16 protein-coding genes and 8 pseudogenes are annotated in these 21,584 nt (G+C 31.4%); 2 read left to right on the plus strand and 22 right to left on the minus strand.

Translation table 11 applies throughout. From position 1 onward, the window contains the following. Positions 1–184 precede the first annotated feature (184 nt). From DYE57_RS10055 to DYE57_RS10145, 20 genes and pseudogenes are all read right to left on the minus strand, one after another. A pseudogene (locus DYE57_RS10055) lies at positions 185–972 on the minus strand (alpha/beta fold hydrolase). Between the two features lie 278 nt (positions 973–1,250). After that, a complete protein-coding gene (locus tag DYE57_RS10060) occupies positions 1,251–1,967 on the minus strand; it encodes a hypothetical protein (RefSeq protein ID WP_115313901.1) in 717 nt (238 codons plus the stop codon). Between the two features lie 436 nt (positions 1,968–2,403). Beyond that, the gene (locus DYE57_RS10065) at positions 2,404–2,913 is read right to left on the minus strand and encodes an SA0570 family protein (RefSeq protein ID WP_115313902.1); all 510 of its coding nucleotides are present in this window, start codon (positions 2,911–2,913) and stop codon (positions 2,404–2,406) included. Positions 2,914–3,184: 271 nt separating this feature from the next. Then, entirely contained in the window at positions 3,185–3,991 is an 807-nt protein-coding gene (locus DYE57_RS10070; protein ID WP_165417898.1) for an alpha/beta fold hydrolase, read from the minus strand. After that, positions 3,969–4,700 carry an HAD family hydrolase gene (locus DYE57_RS10075; RefSeq protein ID WP_115313903.1) on the minus strand — a complete coding sequence of 244 codons (732 nt, stop codon included), beginning with the start codon at positions 4,698–4,700 and terminating at the stop codon, positions 3,969–3,971. The genes DYE57_RS10070 and DYE57_RS10075 overlap by 23 nt, the downstream gene beginning before the upstream one ends. A 59-nt stretch (positions 4,701–4,759) precedes the next feature. Beyond that, a pseudogene (locus DYE57_RS10080) lies at positions 4,760–5,709 on the minus strand (FecCD family ABC transporter permease). 189 nt (positions 5,710–5,898) lie between these two features. Beyond that, positions 5,899–6,798: an ABC transporter substrate-binding protein gene (locus tag DYE57_RS10085; protein ID WP_115313904.1), complete on the minus strand. Its 900-nt coding sequence runs from the start codon at positions 6,796–6,798 to the stop codon at positions 5,899–5,901. 220 nt (positions 6,799–7,018) lie between these two features. Continuing rightward, entirely contained in the window at positions 7,019–7,261 is a 243-nt protein-coding gene (locus DYE57_RS12455) for a hypothetical protein (protein WP_238394154.1), read from the minus strand. A 27-nt stretch (positions 7,262–7,288) separates the two neighbouring features. Beyond that, complete coding sequence (locus DYE57_RS12460) at positions 7,289–7,558, minus strand: DUF805 domain-containing protein (protein WP_338014867.1); 270 nt, start codon at positions 7,556–7,558, stop codon at positions 7,289–7,291. A gap of 121 nt (positions 7,559–7,679) precedes the next feature. Continuing rightward, positions 7,680–8,435 (minus strand): annotated as a pseudogene (locus DYE57_RS12750) (MerR family transcriptional regulator). Positions 8,436–8,489: 54 nt separating this feature from the next. After that, positions 8,490–9,125, minus strand: a complete 636-nt coding sequence (locus tag DYE57_RS10100) for an endonuclease III domain-containing protein (protein ID WP_115313905.1) — start codon at positions 9,123–9,125, stop codon at positions 8,490–8,492. A 260-nt stretch (positions 9,126–9,385) separates the two neighbouring features. After that, complete coding sequence (gene argS, locus DYE57_RS10105) at positions 9,386–11,047, minus strand: arginine--tRNA ligase (RefSeq protein ID WP_115313906.1); 1,662 nt, start codon at positions 11,045–11,047, stop codon at positions 9,386–9,388. Next, entirely contained in the window at positions 11,044–11,460 is a 417-nt protein-coding gene (locus DYE57_RS10110; RefSeq protein WP_165417897.1) for a YwiB family protein, read from the minus strand. Before DYE57_RS10110 ends, argS begins: the two co-directional genes overlap by 4 nt. Positions 11,461–11,803: 343 nt before the next feature. Continuing rightward, positions 11,804–12,196 carry a hypothetical protein gene (locus DYE57_RS10115; protein ID WP_115313908.1) on the minus strand — a complete coding sequence of 131 codons (393 nt, stop codon included), beginning with the start codon at positions 12,194–12,196 and terminating at the stop codon, positions 11,804–11,806. 104 nt (positions 12,197–12,300) lie between these two features. Beyond that, positions 12,301–13,317 carry an alcohol dehydrogenase AdhP gene (gene adhP, locus DYE57_RS10120; RefSeq protein ID WP_115313909.1) on the minus strand — a complete coding sequence of 339 codons (1,017 nt, stop codon included), beginning with the start codon at positions 13,315–13,317 and terminating at the stop codon, positions 12,301–12,303. 356 nt (positions 13,318–13,673) lie between these two features. Then, positions 13,674–14,181 (minus strand): annotated as a pseudogene (locus DYE57_RS10125) (YwhD family protein). Positions 14,182–14,263: 82 nt separating this feature from the next. Beyond that, complete coding sequence (locus tag DYE57_RS10130; protein ID WP_115313910.1) at positions 14,264–15,562, minus strand: HD domain-containing protein; 1,299 nt, start codon at positions 15,560–15,562, stop codon at positions 14,264–14,266. A 98-nt stretch (positions 15,563–15,660) separates the two neighbouring features. Further along, positions 15,661–16,137, minus strand: a complete 477-nt coding sequence (locus DYE57_RS10135; protein WP_115313911.1) for a GNAT family N-acetyltransferase — start codon at positions 16,135–16,137, stop codon at positions 15,661–15,663. Between the two features lie 234 nt (positions 16,138–16,371). Continuing rightward, positions 16,372–16,767: pseudogene (locus tag DYE57_RS10140) on the minus strand (NAD(P)H-dependent oxidoreductase); the annotation flags it as partial. Positions 16,768–17,131: 364 nt separating this feature from the next. Further along, positions 17,132–18,062 (minus strand): annotated as a pseudogene (locus DYE57_RS10145) (aldo/keto reductase). A gap of 176 nt (positions 18,063–18,238) precedes the next feature. Here DYE57_RS10145 and hypR point away from each other — a divergent pair. Then, positions 18,239–18,661, plus strand: a pseudogene (gene hypR / locus DYE57_RS10150) (redox-sensitive transcriptional regulator HypR); the annotation flags it as partial. Continuing rightward, positions 18,658–19,885 (plus strand): annotated as a pseudogene (locus DYE57_RS10160) (FAD-dependent oxidoreductase); the annotation flags it as partial. The pseudogenes hypR and DYE57_RS10160, both read left to right, overlap by 4 nt. 106 nt (positions 19,886–19,991) lie before the next feature. Here the strand turns inward: DYE57_RS10160 and DYE57_RS10165 are convergent. Together DYE57_RS10165 and DYE57_RS10170 are read right to left on the minus strand one after the other, a co-directional pair. Further along, complete coding sequence (locus tag DYE57_RS10165; protein ID WP_115313916.1) at positions 19,992–20,333, minus strand: YuzB family protein; 342 nt, start codon at positions 20,331–20,333, stop codon at positions 19,992–19,994. A 169-nt stretch (positions 20,334–20,502) separates the two neighbouring features. After that, entirely contained in the window at positions 20,503–21,579 is a 1,077-nt protein-coding gene (locus DYE57_RS10170) for a phosphomevalonate kinase (RefSeq protein WP_115313917.1), read from the minus strand. Between the last annotated feature and the right edge of the window lie 5 nt (positions 21,580–21,584).

Here is a 21,584-nt window from a genome sequence, read left to right on the forward strand (position 1 = left end):
CATTAAGAATCAGAGCTACTATCTTACTCTTTTTTAATTAATGAATATATTTGATTCTATAAAATTTAAGATATTATTGCTATATTAAATGCCCTTGAATGATTTTTTGTGTACCTTTTTAAGTCCAATTTTTTAAGAACCTCAATACAAAATCCGACCATTCAAGGGCTTATTTAAGTTGTAACTAGCTTTCTTCTTGTTCTATAAAATCTAAGTATACGTTTAAAAATTTTTCTGCTTCTTCAATATGTGGTGTATGTCCAGATCCACTAAAGACTTCTTTTCTAATATTGTCAAAGTAACTATCAATTCTATAATTCAATTTATCAATATAAGTGTATCGTACCCCCCATTAATAACTAATGTCGGAACAGTAACTTTATCATGTACCTCTTTGATATCTATGTTATTGAGTAACGCACGTATTGCAATAGCACTATCTTCTGGCGTTGGTCTGCTATAAAGTTTTTGACATTGGTACCATTTCATTGCTTTTTCTTGATCTTTAAACAATTTAGGAAATAAAATAATCATGGCTTCTGATTTATTAAATCCTGCCACTTCTTCTTGATGATCCACCATTAACTTCGTAAATCCATGTGTAATATCCTCTCTTTTAGCAGAAATAATAGTTAAAGTAATAACCCTATACTGATAGTGCTCAGTAAACTCATTAGCAATAATTCCCCCTAAATCATGTCCTAATATATGCGCAGAACTAATATTTAATGCATCCATTAAATTATTTAAATCATCAACATGATCTTTTAAATCATAAGATTCTGCTCGTGAGGATTTGCCATGCCCTCTTACATCATAAGTGATTACTCTATATGTTTGTTTGAGTTCATTTTTTAAATCCTTAAACCCTATCAAGTTACCATCTAATCCATGAATTAAAATAATGGGGATGCCTTCTCCTTCATCACAATAATTGAGTTCAATTTGATTACAAGTTTGAATTTTATTCATCCTGGCACCTCCCTTTAGTAATTCTTATACCCATATCAATTCACTGTCACGCCTTTGATTTGCTAACAGAGGAATTAATTTATTTTTCAATTAATACAATTATTTAAGTTATAACTGTATCTTTTTGTAATTCTACAGAAAGACGAACTTTAAAGTCAATTTATTATCCAATATCAGTATAACAAAGTAAAAACTCAGTAAGAAAATCATTTCATTCATACTGAGTTAAGTCAATATTGGTATATACAAAAAGGAAGTATTGTATCATTTTTTAGAGATTAAGATTTAGTACGGGCAGATAGTTTAATTGTATAAAAAATGATGAGTACTACAAGAATAATCCATATAGCTAATGAGAAAAATTGAGCAATTTGAGGTTTTGGAATCATAGCATCAATGGTTTTCTGACAGAATAATAAGCCTACACCTACGAATTCTAGACGTTTAAAGAAAGTACCTATCAGAACTAAAATGATACCACCAAAAAAGACAACTTGATGACCATATACAGAAATTGGAATAATTGCCCAATTAAAATGAAATCCTTGCATGATAATCAAAATTAAAGAAATTATAGCGACGGCTATTCCAACCCACATCTCAAACTTATTACTATATAAATAATTTTTTCTAGCTATACGGATATACAAAATAATAGTTAATGGAAAGATAACTAAACAATAAAATAAACTTATTCCAGTAATAGCTTGAAACGGAACATACTGTTTATCATACAAATATGATATGAGAATGAAGTTGATAATGAAAAAGATAACTGGATTAAGTTGCAAGGCAAATAAATTACGTTGAATTGTCAATATCAACTGTGCTGGCGATTTACCTCTGTATTCAATATAATCTCGATCTTTTTCTTCAGATTTTTTTATATCTGAACGAAATTTTTCTTTAATATCGTCTACTAGATTTGGCGACATGCCTTTATGACTAAAATAATCATTAATATTCTCGAGCAATACTTTATCATTTGTACGCATGATTAACTCCTTTTTCATACAAATACTTGATGTGAAGGTTTATATAAACTATTAATTCAATAACTGATTTTCAGTTTAAAATTTTACCATACAATACATAATTTTTCTCTAACCTCTCTTTAAAGCATTTGTCATCTTTGTTGTTTAAATTGAAAAAACACAAGTGGAGTGGGACAGAATTCGTATTAAATTCGTTGTCCCAGCCCCGAACCCAATTTGCTTTGTCTGTTGAATTTCTGAATGAAATTTTCTTTGATGAGACCGCGGACTATAGTTGAAAAAAACTTGATATAAATGCATTTTCAATTCAGTCATCGCTTCTTAATACGTAAAAAACCCGAGACATTGATTGATGTCTCAGGCTCATCTTTATGCTCCACAACTTCATTACTTATTGACTTGATTCTAAAAATATCTTTCTATTTACTGTATATGATTATTTAGCTAAATCTATACGATATAATTTCATGTTTTTATCGTTAGGTGAATTAGAACTGAATTGGTAGCTCGTATGACCACTTTGAATGTATCCAAAGTTACCTGTCACACTATTATAGTGTACACGGCTAATAGCTTTATTTCCAAGTTGACGTTTCACAGATTTGTAAGAAGGGCCATTCGCTACGTTATATGTCATAGAGACTCGAATCACATGACCTCTATCTTTTTTACCATTCGCTGTTATAAGTAGTACACCTTTATTTGTTCTAAATTCATAATATTTTTCAGTTCCATTAAGATTATAAGAATAAATCGGATTATGATATTTATTTAAAACACTTTTCATAGATTCGCCTATTTTAACATTTTCTAATGATTGATCATCATGATTTAATCGTTGTACTGTTTTCATTGTATTACCAGTCACTGCTTCAACATTATGACTAACGCCTACTCCTGTTATAACTAATCCTAAAACAAGTAATGATGACATTAGCTTTTTCATAAGCACTCTCTCCTTTATTTCTTTATCCACTTTGTGCTTAACTAAATTATACTATAAATATTACTAAAATGACAATAATATTACAAAATCATTACAAGTAACACTTTTTATAAATCAAAAATATTACCTATTATCTAAAAGAAATTATAATGAACATTTTTATATTCTTAAAACTACCGCAAGCCACATAAAAATGGTTATAAATCGCTGTCCCATTCCCCAACTTAAAGTATTTGTTGCCTTTCTTGTGTAAATACTTCATTTTAAACTTTTATGTTCTTTTGTGTGGAGAATAATATTTAATAAATTTTGTTATTTCTTTGACGAAGTTGTCTTGTTCTTCTACGAATGGGTATAGGCTTGATTGGTCGTAAACCTCAAATTCACAATGTGCGATTAAATCAGCGACTTCTTTCGCTTCTAATGTTGTTGTCCGTTCGCCATGTTCACCTGCAATGATTGAGGTAGGTACTTTTACATGTTTAAAAACATCTGAAATTCCTTGAGATTTAAAGACATCTTTAACAGCTTGAATTTCTTCTTTAGTAGAAATGGCGTTAGTATCTTTCACATGTTTTAAAAACTTATTCATCTTACGTGCCTTGTAATATTTACGCTTATCTAAAAATTTCTCTTGTTTATCGTCTTCCCAGTTACGTATTTTATGTGCATACTTTCTAAATAGCCGTTCTTCAGGTAACTCACCTTCTATAGATGTGGGGTTAACTAAAGTAATTGAAGATACATAACCTGGATATCTTATAGACATATCTGCTGCAATCATCGCTCCCATTTCATGGCCAATCATCGCCGCTTGATCAATGTAAATAGAATCTAGTAAAAACTTTATATCATCTACAAAATGATGAAATTCAATATCTCTCGGTTTATCTGAATAACCATGACCTCTCAAATCAAGAAGAACGACTTGAAATGATTTAGACAATAATTGCGCAATATCATTAAATAATGAATAATTATCAAATGCAGTGTGAATGAATACAACAGGATATCCTTCTCCCATGGTACTGTAATGAAGTGCTGTTCCATCTTTATTAGTAATTAAATCCATAGCCATTTCGTTCTTCTTCTCCTTCTGTTTCAAACTTTTCAGGTAAAATTTTTAATAATTCCTCAATCGTTGAAATAGTATAATCGACTTCATTTTCAAGAGGTTCTAATTCTGCATCGTCTTGTTTATACCATACACTTACCATACCCATTGCACGTGCAGGAGCAACATCATTGAGTGCATCATCGCCTACATACATCACCTCAGAAGGTTCAACACCTAACTGTTCAATCATGTCTTCAAATATTTGGGGATGTGGTTTACGATAACCTACTGTTTCAGATGTAGTTAAATAATTAATGACATGTATAATTCCTAGTGAATGTAATCTAAATTGCTTTATTTTTGATTTACCATTAGCGATAACACCTATTAAATAATGGTGACTCGATAACTTTTCTAAAGTATATAATGTATCGTAATATGGAAAAACATAACGATAAAAGTGCATCTCAAAATCATTAAATAAATCTTTCCACGTTAGCCGATCAATATGAAACTGTTCAATGATTTGTTTGTATAAATCTGGTTTATCATTATCTTCATCATCATCTAATTCGATAAATTTATTTTTGTAATCAGCTAATTGTACATGAATAAAGTAGTCGCGAAAGCGTTCGTATTGTTCTTCAATAAATTTCTCACGCGACTTTACTCTATCTAATAATGTTCCTTCTAAATCGAAGACTATAGCCTTAATATGAGTTAAATCCATTTCAAGTTACCTCTTACCTTTTTAATAGTTCTTATTTTAGCAAATGAATACAATTATCGTCACACCTTAGATTGTGTAATAAGAATATAAAATAAAACGGGAACACCTAATAACGCTATAATAATACTGGCTGGTATCTGTATAGGCTGAAGAATTGTGCCACCTATAAAATCAGCCATCAGCATAATTACGCCACCTATTAAAATATTAAGTAACATAAGTATTCCTAAATGATAGTGGCAATAAAATCTCCTTATTAATTGCGGAATAATCATTCCTATAAATCCAATAATCCCTACATAAGCTACTACAACAGCTGTCATTATAGATGCAATAATAAGTACGATATAAGTTACACTTTGCACATTTAATCCTAGTGATTGACTTTTTAACTCACCAACTTGCAATAATTTTATACCTTTTTGCATCGAAAATAAAATCATGACACCGATACATGATATAACTGCAATTATCATTACATCGTGATATTCTGCCGATGCAAAACCTCCAAATAGGTAATTTGCGATTGAATTCATTTTCCTAGGACTGATTAAAACAAGTAAATAAAGTAAGGAATTTAATAATGCACCAATCATCAAACCTAATAGAATAAGCATTCTTATTGGATAGCCTCTTGTAAGAATAGCCGGCCAACAAACTAAGAACAAGCATTAAAGTTACTAAACTAAATACAATCGAAAATAATGGCAACCATAAGAAACTTAGTCCGAAAAATAAGGCTAAACCTGATCCTAGTGATGCACCACTTGCTAAACCTAACGTAAAACTATCAGCTAGAGGGTTATTTAAAATTGTTTGATACATTTGTCCTGCTAGCGTTAGTACTCCACCTGTAATCAGAGCCTCAAGTACTCTAGGGAAGCGTACATTTAATAATATAGTTTGATTGAATGAGTCCCTTTAGACTACCTAAATCCCAATATAAACTTATAGTTACAACTAAAAATAATATAATTAACCATAAAATGATACTTTGAATTTTTTTCATAATACTCTCTTTTCAAATCTTTATTTACGATGATATTACCAAACTCTAATTGTAATGAGTGCCAACATTGGTTAGATCTACCTAAAAATCCCCTTAAACAATCAACCACAGTCATTATTTAAGGGAATTAAGTCTAACTCTAATGCGATTTCTAAAATTAGCTTGTTGTAGTTATTTACATCTCTCTTATTACTTTTTATAAATAGCATCTCGTAAATCTTTTAATCCCTCATCAATGCGAGGACCTGGACGTGAGATTTCATCGCTATTGACAGTTTCGATTCGTGTATTCTTAACCGCATTAATTTTATCAAAACCACCACGTTGCTTAATCATTTTAATATATTCAGCCTTTGATTTTCCTTCTGTTGAAATAAGTATATCCGGATTATGTTTTATAACACTTTCCTTGCTTACGGCCTTCCAACCGTCTACGTTAGAAAAACTATTTTGAGCATCTAATTTTTCTAGCATATCATTGAAGAAAGTATGCTTACCTGCTGTATATATATCTGGTTTTAAAGATACTTCCATAAACACCTTCTGTTTTTTATGATGCTTAGGTACAGAATGAATGACTTTATCTACATTTTGTTTTGTTTCATCAATAAGATTCTGTGCTTGTTTCTCACGATGTGTCAATTTTCCTATTGATTTAAATGTGTCATACGTCGCGTTAATAGATTGTGCATCTTTTACATATACCACTTTGATACCATCTTTTTTAAGTGATTTTAAGTCTTTACCTCCAGAATTTTTTTGCGACTCATGTGCTAAAATCAAATCAGGTTTTGCTTTCAACAGTTTCTCTTTATTTAAATTCATGGCATCAAATTGTTTTTTATCTTTCTTTACATCTTTAGGATAGTCATCTACAGTTGACACACCAATAATATCTTTACCTAATCCTAAACAATATAAAATTTCAGTATTACTCGGCATGAGTGAAATAATTCTATGATACTTGGAATCATCACTATCATTTTTTTTCGAATCAGCTTTTTTATTAGAAGCATGCTCAGAACTTTGACTACATGCAACTAATACTAATACAAGCGCACAGACAATTATCCATAATTTAGTTTTCATTTGTCGCACAATCCCTTCTCAAACATTTTCTTTAATCAAAGCTTCATATTCATCATATCAAAATACAACAATATTTCATTAATTTTTTCATATTTTTAAATAATTATTTTAACTTGAATAATGTATTAATTAAATTATACTAAGTAAACTATTAAATATAAAATTAGTCCCTCCATTAAAAACGGAGTGACTGATTACAAAATTATTTTCATCCAATATCTTATTCATAAATAGGTTTGGGATTAGGTCCATATTTATTGGACCCTTTTTCACTGTCAGCACCACAATAAGCTAAAGCTATAAATAAAGCTATCAAAAAGACGATAACGTAAGCTATTAGTACACCACCATAAATGTTTACAAATAAACTATTATGTGCTAAATGCATTTGGTTAATAAAATAGCCGGTTACATCATCTAAAAAGGGGAGTAAAACTAATACTAAATAGAATACCGGAAACATCTTCGTCATACCTATATCATAGAAACATCACACCGATAAGGTAAAAGTCCCAATGCTAAGAATTAGTATGACTAAGTCATATATTATTGTTGATATCAATTCACCGTGCGCATTGAAATTTTCAAAAATGTTTGCAACAGCTGATAGTAAAATTTCTATAACTGAATTAATTAAAAACGGCCACCAAAAGTCGCGACGTCTAGAACGTCCATTTAATTTGAAAAAATTCAGCCAAAATAATTTATAAGAGTGAAACAAATGCTTTCCTTCTAAATATAATTCTTTGTTATTACGCAATCATTATATACTTATATTATTTAAAATACAAAATTACATACAACAATAAAAACAATATAATTAAGTGCAATTTTTTTGTTTTAGAAAAACGCACTCCCTTTATTGGAAGTGCGCACTAAGTTTATGCATTGACATATTCTTCAATCGCATTTGCAATATATACATTTAACCCATCCTTGCGATGTTTATTAATATTCAATACAAAACACTCATCTTGAGTATAAGTTTGAGCAATGTATTGTAAAAACTGATAATCGCAATTAGGAACCTGAGATTGTAGAATATCTTCTAATTGTTTAATCTTAATACTTGCTTCACATGTTGCTACATCACCTTTATACAATTCATTCATTTGATCAAAAATGTAATTAACTGTTTGTTAACTTGTTCAAAATGATGTTCCTTTTCTAACTCAGTCCTACATTCTTGCTCTTTTTTATTATGAATGATAATACTTACTATCTCCATACTTAAGTGCGGCTTCTTGATCATATTGTTGATTTAAATCAAAGTTTTGCATAGTTGTCACCTCAATATCCTCGTTTTCTTCCTGTTTAAAATGATGTTCTAGTAATTCAATGATATGATTCAAGCGATTTCTCTTATTTACCACATGTTGAAAATTGTCTTGTAATACTTTATTTCTAAAATGACCATCTGCATCAAAATATGCTTCAATTTTCTTCAATGGCAAATCCAACTCTCTTAAAAAGAGGATATATTGTAATTTAGCTATGTCCTTTACACTATAATAACGATAGCCATTCTCCCCAATTTGATATGGTAAAAGTAATCCCTTTTCATGATAATAGTGAAGCGTGCGTAAACTTACTCCTGTAATATCACAAAGGTCTTTAGGACTAAAGCTTTCTTTCATCATTTCACCTCCTGAAATGATGTATGAGGTATAACGTAACGTTAAGGTCAATACTTAATTTTCAAAATATGCATCTAAAAATGTATGGCGATGTTCATCCTTACCATTGAAATAATTTTTACCAAAGGTATCTAATAAAGCATGAAATTCATTAGCATCTTGATTAGAAAATGACTCTGGTAATTCAATTTCTCTTTTAAATTGATCATAGGTTTCAGTATGTTGATAGCCTAACTTAGCAAAAATACGACGTGCATAACTATCAGGAATAAATTCTATACCTCTAAAAATATAAACAAGTAAAACATCTGCCGTTTCACTACCGATACCTCGAATTTTAAGTAATTCTTTTCTTAAATTTTTACCATAATGTTGTACAATTGCTTCGCAATCAAAATGATGATTGTTCAACCATGACATTAAAGTATGGATTGCTTTACCTTTATTTTTATAGAAACCACTTGAGCGAATCGTTTGTTGCAATTCATCTAAAGGCATATTTAAGATTTTTTGTACATCATAATTCGTCTGCGCTTTCAAATTCATCAATGCCATATGTGCATTCTTCCAATTCGTATTTTGAACAAGAATCACACCAAGCATCATTTCAATAGCGTTCTCTGCCGGCCACCAATGTTGTGGTCCCATATATTTAAAAAGTATTTGATATAACTCCTCTGTCGAAAGCATACAATCCCTCCAAATCTTTACATAATATTGGGAACAGGACAGAATTCGTATTGAATTCGTTGTCCCACCCCGGCAACTAACCCCGACTTGCATTGTTTGTTGAATTTCAGAGTGAAATTCTCTATGTTGGGGCCCCAGGCTAGAATTGAAAAAGCTTGATATAAGTGAATTTTCATTTTAGTCATCGACTGCTAATACGTAAAACTGCCTGAGACAATGATTGATGTCTCAGGCACATTAAAAATTATATTTTGAATAGATTACATAGACTCAGGCGCAGTAACACCTACTAAGGTTAATGCATTGTGCAACGTAATACGTACCGCTTCTATCATAGCAACATGAGCTTTTGTTTTTTCAGCATCGTCTGTAAGCACCTTTTCTGCATTATAGAATTTATGGAAAGCTGATGCTAAATCTTGAATATAATTAGTTAAACGATGCGGCGCACGATGTTCAGCTGCACTCTCAATTGTCGTTTCAAATTCAGCAACTTTCTTCAACAATTCGATTGCTTTCTCGTTAGTAATTGTACTGAAATCTGCATCCGTCGTGATTTCTACTCCTTGTTCTTTAGCTTGTTTTAATATAGAGCAAATACGCGCATGTGCGTATTGAGCATAGTATATTGGGTTGTCTTGAGATTGTTCTTTTGCAAGTTCAAGGTCAAAATCGAAATGAGAATCTGGACTACGCATTGTTAAGAAATAACGAGCAGCATCAATACCTACTTCATCCATAATTTCACGTAACGTAATTGCATTACCTGTACGTTTACTCATTTTAACTTCTTCACCATTTTGCATTAAACGAACCATTTGCATGATTTGAATTTCAAGTCGATCACTATTTACACCAAATGTTTCAAGACTGGCTTTGAGACGGTTGATATAACCATGATGATCCGCACCCATCAAATCAATCAAAATATCATTTCCACGATTAATTTTGTTGTAATGATACGCAGTATCAGGAGTGAAATAAGTGTAGTTACCATCCTTCTTAATTAACACACGGTCTTTATCATCTTTGAAATCACTCGTACGTAACCAAGTAGCTCCATCCGCTTCATATGTGTAACCCAATTCTTTCATTTTAGCTAACGTAGTTTTGATTGCGCCATTTTCATATAAAGAAGTCTCGCTAAACCAATTATCAAAATGAACATTGAAATCGGCTAAATCTTTTTTTAATTTATCCATTTCGTAATCAACACCTAATTGTCTAAAAGTTTTTAGGCGTTCTTCATCAGAGTAATCTTTAATTTCTGGGTGTTTGTCAGATAAATCTTTACCAATTTCAATAATGTCTTTACCATTATAGCCATCTTCAGGCATTTCATGGCTAACATCACCTAAAGCTTCAAAGAAACGTGTTTCTATTGAGCGAGCTAAATTAGTAATTTGGTTTCCAGCATCATTGATATAATACTCACGTGTCACATTATAACCAGCAGCAATTAAAATATTTGCTAAAGAATCGCCGACAGCAGCATTTCTAGCATGACCTATATGTAAATCTCCTGTTGGGTTTGCAGACACGTATTCTAATAAAATATTTGTGTTCTTAGACTCGTCTGCATATCCAAATCGATTACCTTTTTTAATAGCTTCAGGGATAATATCTGTTAAATACTGATTATTTAAATAAAAATTAATAAAGCCAGGTCCAGCGATATCAACTTGTTTAACATGGGGTTTACTTGTATCTAAATGATCTACAATTGCTTGTGCTATTTCACGAGGATTACGTTTAGCAATTTTAGTTAAAACCATTGCAATATTTGAAGAATAATCTCCGTTTTTTGTATCTTTCGGAATTTCAATTTTAATTTCGGGAGTATCCTCAGCAAGATTAGCTTTGTTAATACTAGCTTTAATTTCTTCTATTAATGTCTGTTTAACTTGATCGATAATATTCATTCGCTTATCTCCTTGTAGTTTATTTCATATTGATAAGAACCCATTTTTTCTTCATTTTGATATAACTCATAATGAATTTTAAGTTTCCCACCATCTTGAGTAACAAAATGTATAATGCTCAGTGTTTTGACGGTTAATGAAATACGTCCAGCAGGTATTTCATATAAAGCTGTTGTTTCTTTACCTTCAACAAAATGTAAATTCATATTGATGTGGCCTTTACGAATTAACTTTACACCACTATCTTCAATTTTAATTGTAATACTGACTTTAGCATCTTCAATGTATTCCTCGTAACGAATAAAATCAGCACGTCGTTGTTGCCAAGAACCTTCTATAGTAAATTCAAATTTTTGTTTTTCTCCATTTTGTTTCAAAACTTGCCGTGTTTGAATCTTAATGTTCTTATCCAATTTACTACTCACCTAAATCTTTAAAATAATACAAATCATTATAGCATAAAAGTCCTACTGCTTGTAGTGTTCAAAGCCTAATGACTATAGATGAAAAAATACATGCATATCATATAGATACACATGCATTAATGTAATACGTAATGATTTCTAATGTCTTGCTTCAATATCAACTTGATATTTTTTAAAATATACAATGCCGAAAACAATTGTTGCAATGATGAATAAGATATGTTTCACCTTTTTACCTCATGTTTCTTAAAATATTTGTTACTTTTATCATCATATTATATCATTAAATAATTAAATTTTGCAAAACATTTTTGCGTATTGCATATTAATCTCAAATAAACTGACCATCCTTAAAGATTACTCTAGTCTTTTCGCCATGAATAAATTGTTTGAAATTTTCATTTTGGAAATCACTCATTAAAGCTTTTGAAGTTCCGTATTTAAATGCTATATCTTCAGTCTCAATAATCATTTTTCTATATAGCAATCCCTCTTTTAATGTGATTTTTTCGATTTCGCTATAATCTACTTCCGAAGCTCTGATATATTCAAAGGTGTTAAAGTCTATATTTAAAACTGCTAAAAAGTCTTTTCCAAAATAATACATATCTAAAGGTGCTTTTTTATTTTGTCCTACAAGTAGACATCTTTTTTCAAATGATTGGTCCGGAAAGTTTAATTCTAAAAAGTCTAAAATGTCATCTTCTTTTAATTTAAATTGCATTGTCTAATCATCCCTTATTTTAATATATTTTTATGTATATAGTATTTTCATTTTTTTATTTATTAAAAATAAAGGATAGAACTAAGATGTTTATTTATTTAATATTAACAATTCATATCAATAACCATTCGCCCTGTTATTGTACCTTTTTCCATTTCATCGAAAATATCATTAATCTCAGACAATTGGCGTAATTGAACTTTTGGGACTACTTTATTTTCTGCAGCGAATTGGAATGCTTCTCTTAAATCTTGTCGTGTTCCTACCAATGATCCAACTACTTCAATGCCATCAAGAACTAAACGCGGAATATCCAAATCCATTTTTTCAACTGGTAGTCCCACTGCTACAACGCGAGCACCAGCTTTAACTACATCTACCGCTTGATTAAAAGGTGTCTTAGCTACCGCTGTAATTACCGTAGCATCCAAACCTTTATTGTTCGTTAAACGATTCACTTCTTCAACTGGATCTACATCACTAGAATTAATAATTGCATCAGCACCAAGTTCTTTAGCAAATGCTAATTTATCATCATTAATATCAAATGCTACAACTTTTGTGCCCATTACATTTTTAGCATATTGTAAAGCTAAATTACCTAATCCTCCTATACCAAATACGCCTAGCCATTGTCCAGGTTGAATACCACTGACCTTTACTGCTTTATATGTTGTTACACCTGCACAAGTTATAGATGAAGCTGCAGCAGGATCAAGATTTTCTGGCACCTTTACTGCATAGTTAGCATCGACGATAACTTCTTCCGCCATTGCTCCATCGACTGTATAACCAGCATTTAAAACATCTCGACATAATGTTTCTCGTCCTGTTATACAATATTCACAATTTCCACATGCAGCATACATCCAAGCAATGGATACACGATCACCTACTTTTAGTGAGTCTACGTTATCGGCAACTTTAATGACCCGTCCAATTCCTTCATGACCTAATGTAACACCCGTTACATCTCCGAAATCTGCATTTTTAACATGTAAATCAGTGTGACAAACACCACAATACTCAGTTTTTACTAATGCTTCTCCAGGTTTCAATGCTCGCAATGTTTTGTTTTCAACACTAACGCGATGATCTTTAGTTACTATAGCTGCTTTCATTTAAAAACCCTCCCTAGGATTCAAAGTGTAATTCCTTTAGTAGTAACTACATTTTACACCTTTTGGAATCGTATTCCAAAATTCCCTTTCATTTTAACTAAGAATTTTGTAAATTAAACATATCGACACATTTATGTCACTTTTTCTTTTCATTTAAATATATTGTTAACTATATGTATGACCACATTTATTAAATTATCAAATTAACTACGCTGCAATTTATTTGATAACATTTAGTAAAACTATCGATATTATAGGTATTATTACTATTAATTATGTCACAGTTTTCTTAATTGGAGGGGATAAAATGGCTACTTTGAAGGGAGCACATCAATTTATGTTTCAGACTCTTAACTCTATTCAAATGCTTGATATAATGTTTCGCTAGAGTTATTCCACATCTCTAAATTATGATTTTGAAGAAAATCTTTTAGAATCTTCTTATTGTCATCACCAATTTGATTAATGATAAATTGGTGTTTCATTGACTTATCCATCATATTAACATGTTCTGGCATGCTCTTATACCCACGTTTAATACTTTTGTTTAATTAATAAATAACAAACTGTAACACCCGCATAATATGGGCCTTGTTCACTGCGTTCAGTCGTAACCCAACATAACCAATATTCCTTAGCTTCGTCTCCAGCAACTTGTTCTTTATCGTTAATCCACTTCACACCTTTTTCAACTTCAGATCGTGCATGCATTCCACCGATATCGATAAACGCTTTTTGATTTTTAACATCTATAAAAACTGGCGCAATATTATCTAAACTAATTGAACCAATATTTGTTCCTTTATGTCCATCTAATGGGTCATTTTTGATGATATTAAAGTTAAAACCCTTCTTTTCTGCCAACTTGATTACCTCACTATAGCAAACTTAATATCTTGAATCTATTATTTTCAATATTGAAAAATCATTAATACCCCTTAAACCTCTAATTTAACTCGTTTAATAAATTAATAATTGAGCCTTTTATATCATAATCTTTAATATTTAAAATCATTTCTTTAGGATAATACAATTTATGATCTTCACGATTAATACCGGTAATACTATTAATAACCATCGATTGATTACTAATTTCAGTCATTTTACCATTGCGTCTAAGTAGGTGGATAGGTTTACGATTGGAACCCGGACGGTCATAGTCATAAGGTAAATCTGAAAAAGCTTCACTGACAAAGTAATAATCAGGATTTATCCCACCAGCTTCAAACAACTCTTGTAATTCAGAAATAGTAATAATTGAACCATCAAAAGGTATGTATTTAAATAAATCACGATTGATAAAACGTCTAGATAAATCACTTAATATTGAATCTTCTTCATTAATCCATTTCTTTAAGTAATATAAGACAACAGCTTCTTCTAATTCAACATATTGCTCTATGGTCATTGTTCCTTCAAAGAATGGCACAAAGTCTTTAGGATACATTCTAAATTCATAGCCTTCATTGTAGAGTTGCTTGGCACGTTTAAGACAATTATTTAATAATACTTCCCCTCCACGACTTACAGGATGAAAGTAGATTTGCCAATACATCTGATAACGACTCATAATAAAGTTTTCAACAGCATGCATTCCACTATCTTTAATTAACACTTCATTCTTAGATGGGAGCATTAATCTTAAAATACGCTCCATATCAAATGAACCATATGTAACTCCTGTAAAATAAGCATCTCGTTGTAAGTAATCCATTCGATCCGCATCAATTTGAGAGGAAATCATAGAAATAACGAGCTTATTATCATGTGTTTTGTTTATAACATCGGCAACTTGTTGGGGAAAACTATATGACACACGGCTAAGCACTTTATTAACTTCAGTATTCCCAGTAATGATTGCCTGTGTAAATGCTTCATGGTCTGTATTAAATATCTTTTCAAAACTATGAGAGAAGGGACCATGACCTAAATCATGTAACAACGCAGCACATAATGCAAGAGGACGATCAGTATTATCCCATGTTTCCTTTCCTATAAAAGATTCATCAATTATTCGGCGAACAATTTCATAAACCCCTAAAGAATGACCAAAACGGCTATGTTCAGCAGTATGAAAAGACAAATACAGAGTTCCAAGTTGTTTAATACGTCTTAAACGCTGAAACTCTCTCGTTTTAATCAAATCCCAAATCAATTGATCCTGCACATGAATGAACCTATGAATTGGATCTTTAAACACCTTCTCTTCCATTAATTTACTCGTTGCATATGATGATAACGCCATACTTTCCCTCCTGTCCTTTCTAGTCTTTAGAATTATTTACTTTTAGTACTCTTTTTCACTAAAAGATATTGTCATCGCACATTAGTTTGTAATCTTTATTAAAATATCTTTTTCATTAAAGCTAAATCCATTGTTTCACCATACATTTCAGGTTGATATGAACGTAAAATTGTAAAACCATGATCTTTATAATAATCAATACCATGTCTATTTTTATTATCAACTTCTAAGTATACCGTATCGTAACGCTCTTTAAATCTTTTCAAACCTTCTTCGAGCAAACTTGTACCATAACCTTTATGTTGAGATTCAGGTCTTACATAATGTGCAGAAAGATACAGTTCCTCACCATAGATAAAGTTTGCAAAACCTACAATTTCTCCCACTTCTTCTACGACTAAAAATAATTGTTCAGTTAATCTCTTTCTAAGATGTGTTTCATTATAAGAGGCAGCTAACAATTCATTAACCATTGAACCTGCATAAATATTCAAATATGTGTTGTACCAAGCTTTAGTCGCAACATCTCTTATAGCTACGACATCATTTTGGGTTGCTTGTCTGACACTGTACATGTTACTTCTCCCCTAACCATTAACTAGCTTTTATTATAGGCATTATATCACATTTATATCGGATTAATTCAATTCAAACATTTAAAAACCTACTTAAAAAATTATTTTAAAAATATTAATAACCAAGTCCTAATAAATATTAATATTTAGAAAATTATCTTATTTTCAAAATTCTATTTCTCTAAAAATGAAAAATGACGGAAGAAAAATTGTTCAAAAACAAAATCTCTTCTATCACTTCTTAATATCTTTATTTTTTAATTCTTCATTCCATTGGTTTGCACGTGCTAAAGAAAATGTATCTTGCTTAATATCACCAAGCTTTTCCGCAGTACCTATAATATAACCCGTTAATTCTCTCCCTAAAAACTCTAAACTGTATTTCATTTGAGTAATACAAGGTTTTGCTTTGACTTTAGGGCAGTCTCCACCGACTAATATTAACCTAAAGTCTTTTTGTGCCATCTTAGATTTAAAATCACGATAGTTTTGATCTTGCAATGTTTCAGACCAATGATCAATAAATGCTTTTAAAGAATCGGAAATAATATACCAATACACTGGTGAAGCAAAAATAATCGTGTTACTTTTTAACACAAGATCTATCAATTGTTGATAATCATCTTGATACGTTATGAGATAAATAGACATGTGTATTTATATTATCTTTCTTACTCATTATTATATTAAATAGTAATAATTTTATAAAGTTAACGAAAAAATGTCTTTATTAACTATTTTTAACTACCATTTAAGTTGTATCACTCAAATAAAAAATCCCGAGACATCAATCATTGTCTCAGGTATGTTTTACGTATTGCTGTCGATGACTGAATTAAAAATACGCTCACATCAAGCTTTTTCAACTACAGCCCAAGACCCCAACATAGAGAATTTCATTCAGAAATTCTACAGACATTACAGGTTGGGGTTCGAGGCTGGCACAACGAATTCAATACGAGTTCTGTTCCATTTCCTTAGTCGAATTAGCTATTTAATTTTCAATTGGAAATAAATGGTCAATTTTATCAATTTCGTCTTGTGTAAGTTCTACATTCACAGCGTCAATATTCTCTACAACTTGTTCTACACGTTTGGCACCTGGGATGACAACATCTAATGCAGGACGCGTTAAATAGAATGCCAATACTATGTTGGCTATTGTTGTATCATGTGCTTCAGCAATCTCAGTTAATTCATTTACTCGACGCACATTATCTTTGAAAACTTTAGGTTGGAAATCACGACGTGTGGCGCGATGGTCATCAAATGTTTGATTTTCATCATATTTACCAGATAAGATGCCTGAAGCAAGTAGAAAGTATGGTACAAATGTAATATGATTTTCAGCTGCGTATGCCATAATCTCTTCATTTTCACGATGTAATAAATTGTACTCTAATTGAATGACGTCAACATACCCATCTTTATTCGCTTCTTTCAATTGATCTAATGAGAAGTTAGACACACCAATTGCTTTAATTTTACCTTCATCTTTTAGTGCTGCAACTGTTTTATCTTTAGGTGTCTTATCATCAGGAAAATGAATATAATATAAATCGATATAATCTACTTGTAGACGTTTTAAACTATTCTCAAATTGTTGTTTTAAATATTCAGGATAGTTATTTTGAACGATATCACCATTATCTTTTATAACATGTGAACCTTTTGTCGCAATTTGTACTTGTTGGCGCGGATACTCTTTAACAACTTGACCTACTAATTCTTCAGAACGTTCAGGACCATAAATATATGCTGTGTCTAATAATGTGATACCGTGATCAATGGCTTGACGTACTACGTCTTTTCCTTGTTCTTCATCTAAGTGTGGATATAAATTATGTCCACCTACTGCATTCGTGCCTAACGCTATCGGAAAGACTCTTACGTCTTGATTTACCTAATTGTACTTGTTTTACCATTCAAGTCATCTCCTTCAGTTATTTTCATTTTCCAAAATTGAATAGTCAATTGATGTTTACCCGAACCATAACAAATTCACTCACAATTAACATCTATCAAGAGCTGTTAAATTGACGTTAGAAAAAATGTACGCTTTAATGTAACTAAATAAGTTACATTAAGGTGAGTAGAGACGAATTTAGAATTTAATATTGCAGTACACGTGCTATGCTTTCTAACCAAACACTATAAAGAACAGTTTAATAGTCATGAATTAGCAACTCTAACGTGTTTGAATCTAGTCCAACTAAGACGTGTCGTTTCATATTTAACTGACCAACACTACATCACAGTTCAACGTGGTAAGGTTGGAGGATATCATGCAAATGAACGTACAGCTCAAGTAAATTTAGCTGAGTTATATCCGCACTTTGTTCTAGATAAAAATAATAACCAAAAAATATTTACAGGAGATTCTACAAGTAACTGTCAAATATCTAAACAAATCGCTCATACAATGTCACATTATTACACTCTAGAACATCAACTTATCTTGAATTATTATCAAAACAAAACAATAAGTGATGTTTTGTACGATATTTTGCGGGAGGTTGCATGAAAAGTTATGATCTTATAATCATTGGATTTGGGAAAGCAGGTAAAACATTAGCAGCACATGCAGCCTCGCACGGTCAACAGGTCGCAGTCATCGAACAGTCACCTAGAATGTATGATGGTACATGCTTTAAATGCAAAGAATTATAAAGGTCTAGACTCAAATAACAATATTGATGTTTTAGACTATAAAGCTAGATTCATTTCAAATGAAATACTTGAATTACTTGATAGTGCTGGAGTAATTAAAGAAACAATTACAGCAGACAAAATAGTTATTAATACAGGAGCACATGCCGTCATTCCAGATATCGAAGGTATTGATACTACTCAGAAGATTTATGATTCAACATGGCTATTAAATATTGACTATCACCCTCAAGAATTAATCATTATCGGAGGTGGCTATATCGCTCTAGAATTCGCATCTATGTTTGCGAATTTTGGAACTCACGTTACGATACTTGAGCGTGGTGATATAATTATGCCTCGCGAAGATCATGAAGTGGTAAACCTTGTTATTAAAGATTTACAAGATAAAGGTGTAACCATAAACACAAACATTCATACAATAGCATTTTCAAATGTTGAAAATCAAGCCATTGTTCACACAAATCAAGGAAATTATTCAGCTGACGCAGTGCTTTTAGCAACAGGTCGTAAGCCACATACTAGTGATTTAGGCCTTGAAAATACAGACATAAAATTAGGTCAGCAAGGTGAAGTGATTGTGAATAAACATTTGCAAACTGCAGTAAAATATATTTATGCTGCAGGTGACGTTAAAGGCGGATTGCAATTTACATACATTTCACTCGATGACTACAGAATTATCAAATCACATATGTTTGGTATTGTATTTAGAACAACAGAAAATCGCGGAGTCATACCTTATTCTGTCTTTATAGATCCACCTTTATCAAAGGTTGGTTTAACTGCGAGTGAAGCTGAATCCAAAGGATATAATTTCCTGGAAAATAAAATCTATGTTAATATAATTCCTCGACATAAAATTAATAACGATCCTAGAGGCCTATTCAAAGCTGTTATTAATAAAGATACAAATGGAATTTTAGGTGCAACGTTATATGACAAAGAATCTGAGGAACTTATTAATTTAATTAAGCTTGCCATAGATCAACATATCCCTTTCACAGCATTACGAGACAACATTTACACACACCCCACAATGACAGAATCCTTTAACGACTTATTTTTAGAACCACTTTGTTCTTTGATCATTAGTGGTTCTTATGCAGTAGACCTGGCTACTGTATTCCTCTACCACTTTAGTAAAAAAGGAACTGCGCATCGTCAGTTCCTCTTAATCACAATTATTTAGCTGTTTTACGTTTTTCTAGTTTTTCTTTAAGCTTACGGTCTTGTTCTTCTTTACGGCGTTTACGCTCTTCGTTTCGTTTTCTTAAGCGTTCCTCTTCTTCAGGATCACGAGGTTTATTTAATTGTCTTGTAACCTTTTCCATAAGCTCTTCTTCAGTTAACGCAGCAAGTGGGCGATTGTTAACAAATGCAAATGTTTTACGACGTCCTGGTCCACAATAAGATTGACAACCAATTTCAATTTCAGCTTCCGGATCTAATTTCTCCAACTTTTTCTTTAGAGATTTCAAATTAACTGCCTGACACTCATCGCAAATCAAAAATTTGTTTTTCATCTTGCTACCCACCTTTCTATATAAACTCATTTGTTGTATTAGACATTTAAATATAACTCTAACTATTTTACTCTTTTTATCATAAAATTCAAGATTATTTTGATAGGAAGTCATAAAATTACAATACCACAAAATAAAAACAACCTTTCATAAAAGGCTGTTCCTTATTCTACTGACCATGATAAATTTTGAATTCTAACGGCTTGATGCCAGTAACTCGCCATTCATCATAAATAACTTTCTTATCGATAACATTATTGATAATTGTAATACCACAGTCGCCTCCACCAGCACCTGATGTTTTAGAGGCACCACCGTGTTTTTCCCCAATATCACATAATTTTTTAAGCATATCTGTTTCAATATCAACAGCTGCTTCACTATCCATAGATTGAATAATTGTTCGATTCTGACGTACCATTTTTTGAACGCCTTTAATATTATTTGTCTTGAAAGCTTGAATTAAGTTTTCCACACACATATGAGATTGGTCTAAAAAGTCACCATAAAAACTTGGATCCGATTTTAAACGTTTCACTTCACTAACTAAATGAGGTGATGATGCTGGTGAACCTGTCCATCCAATAAGTACTTCCATATTTTCAGGTGCTTGTAATGGTTCGATATGTAGTCCAGGCCAGTTTTTCTCCAAAACTTTATTAACAGATGTTTCTTCCATCTGCTGTTTAACCCAATCATGATCGAATGTACTATAAGCAAGCCAACCACTATAAACACTTACAGCAATATCACCACATGAACTTAAACTTTGTAATTTCATATTAGCTATCACTGCCAGCTTATAAATATATAAGTTTGATAATTGCATACAATAAAATTCATTTAACGCTTTAACAACTGATACTAATACAGCTGCACTTGATCCTAAGCCATACTTTTGCCCAGAATTATCAGCTAAATTGCTATCAATCGTTAAATGAAAATGTTTCAATTTAATACTACAACTACGTGCATATTGCTCAAATACTTCAATAGCTGTTACAACATATTTTAATTGTTTTGCTGCTTGTACATCTGAAATTTCAATTTTATCTTCATTACGATCAAATTTAACAGGTTCATAGTGCAAAGTTTTTGAATGAATGCTACCTTCAACTTCACTCGACACTTCAATAGTCGCTGTTACAAAACGATTAACTGCAATAAGTATAGATTTATACCCTGGTTCGGTTACAGCATATTCGCCTGCAATATAAAGTTTTCCGGGTGCTTTTACCTGAATCATTCTAT

The sequence above is a fragment of the Staphylococcus saccharolyticus genome, from assembly GCF_900458815.1.
In the GTDB taxonomy this organism is placed as follows: domain Bacteria; phylum Bacillota; class Bacilli; order Staphylococcales; family Staphylococcaceae; genus Staphylococcus; species Staphylococcus saccharolyticus.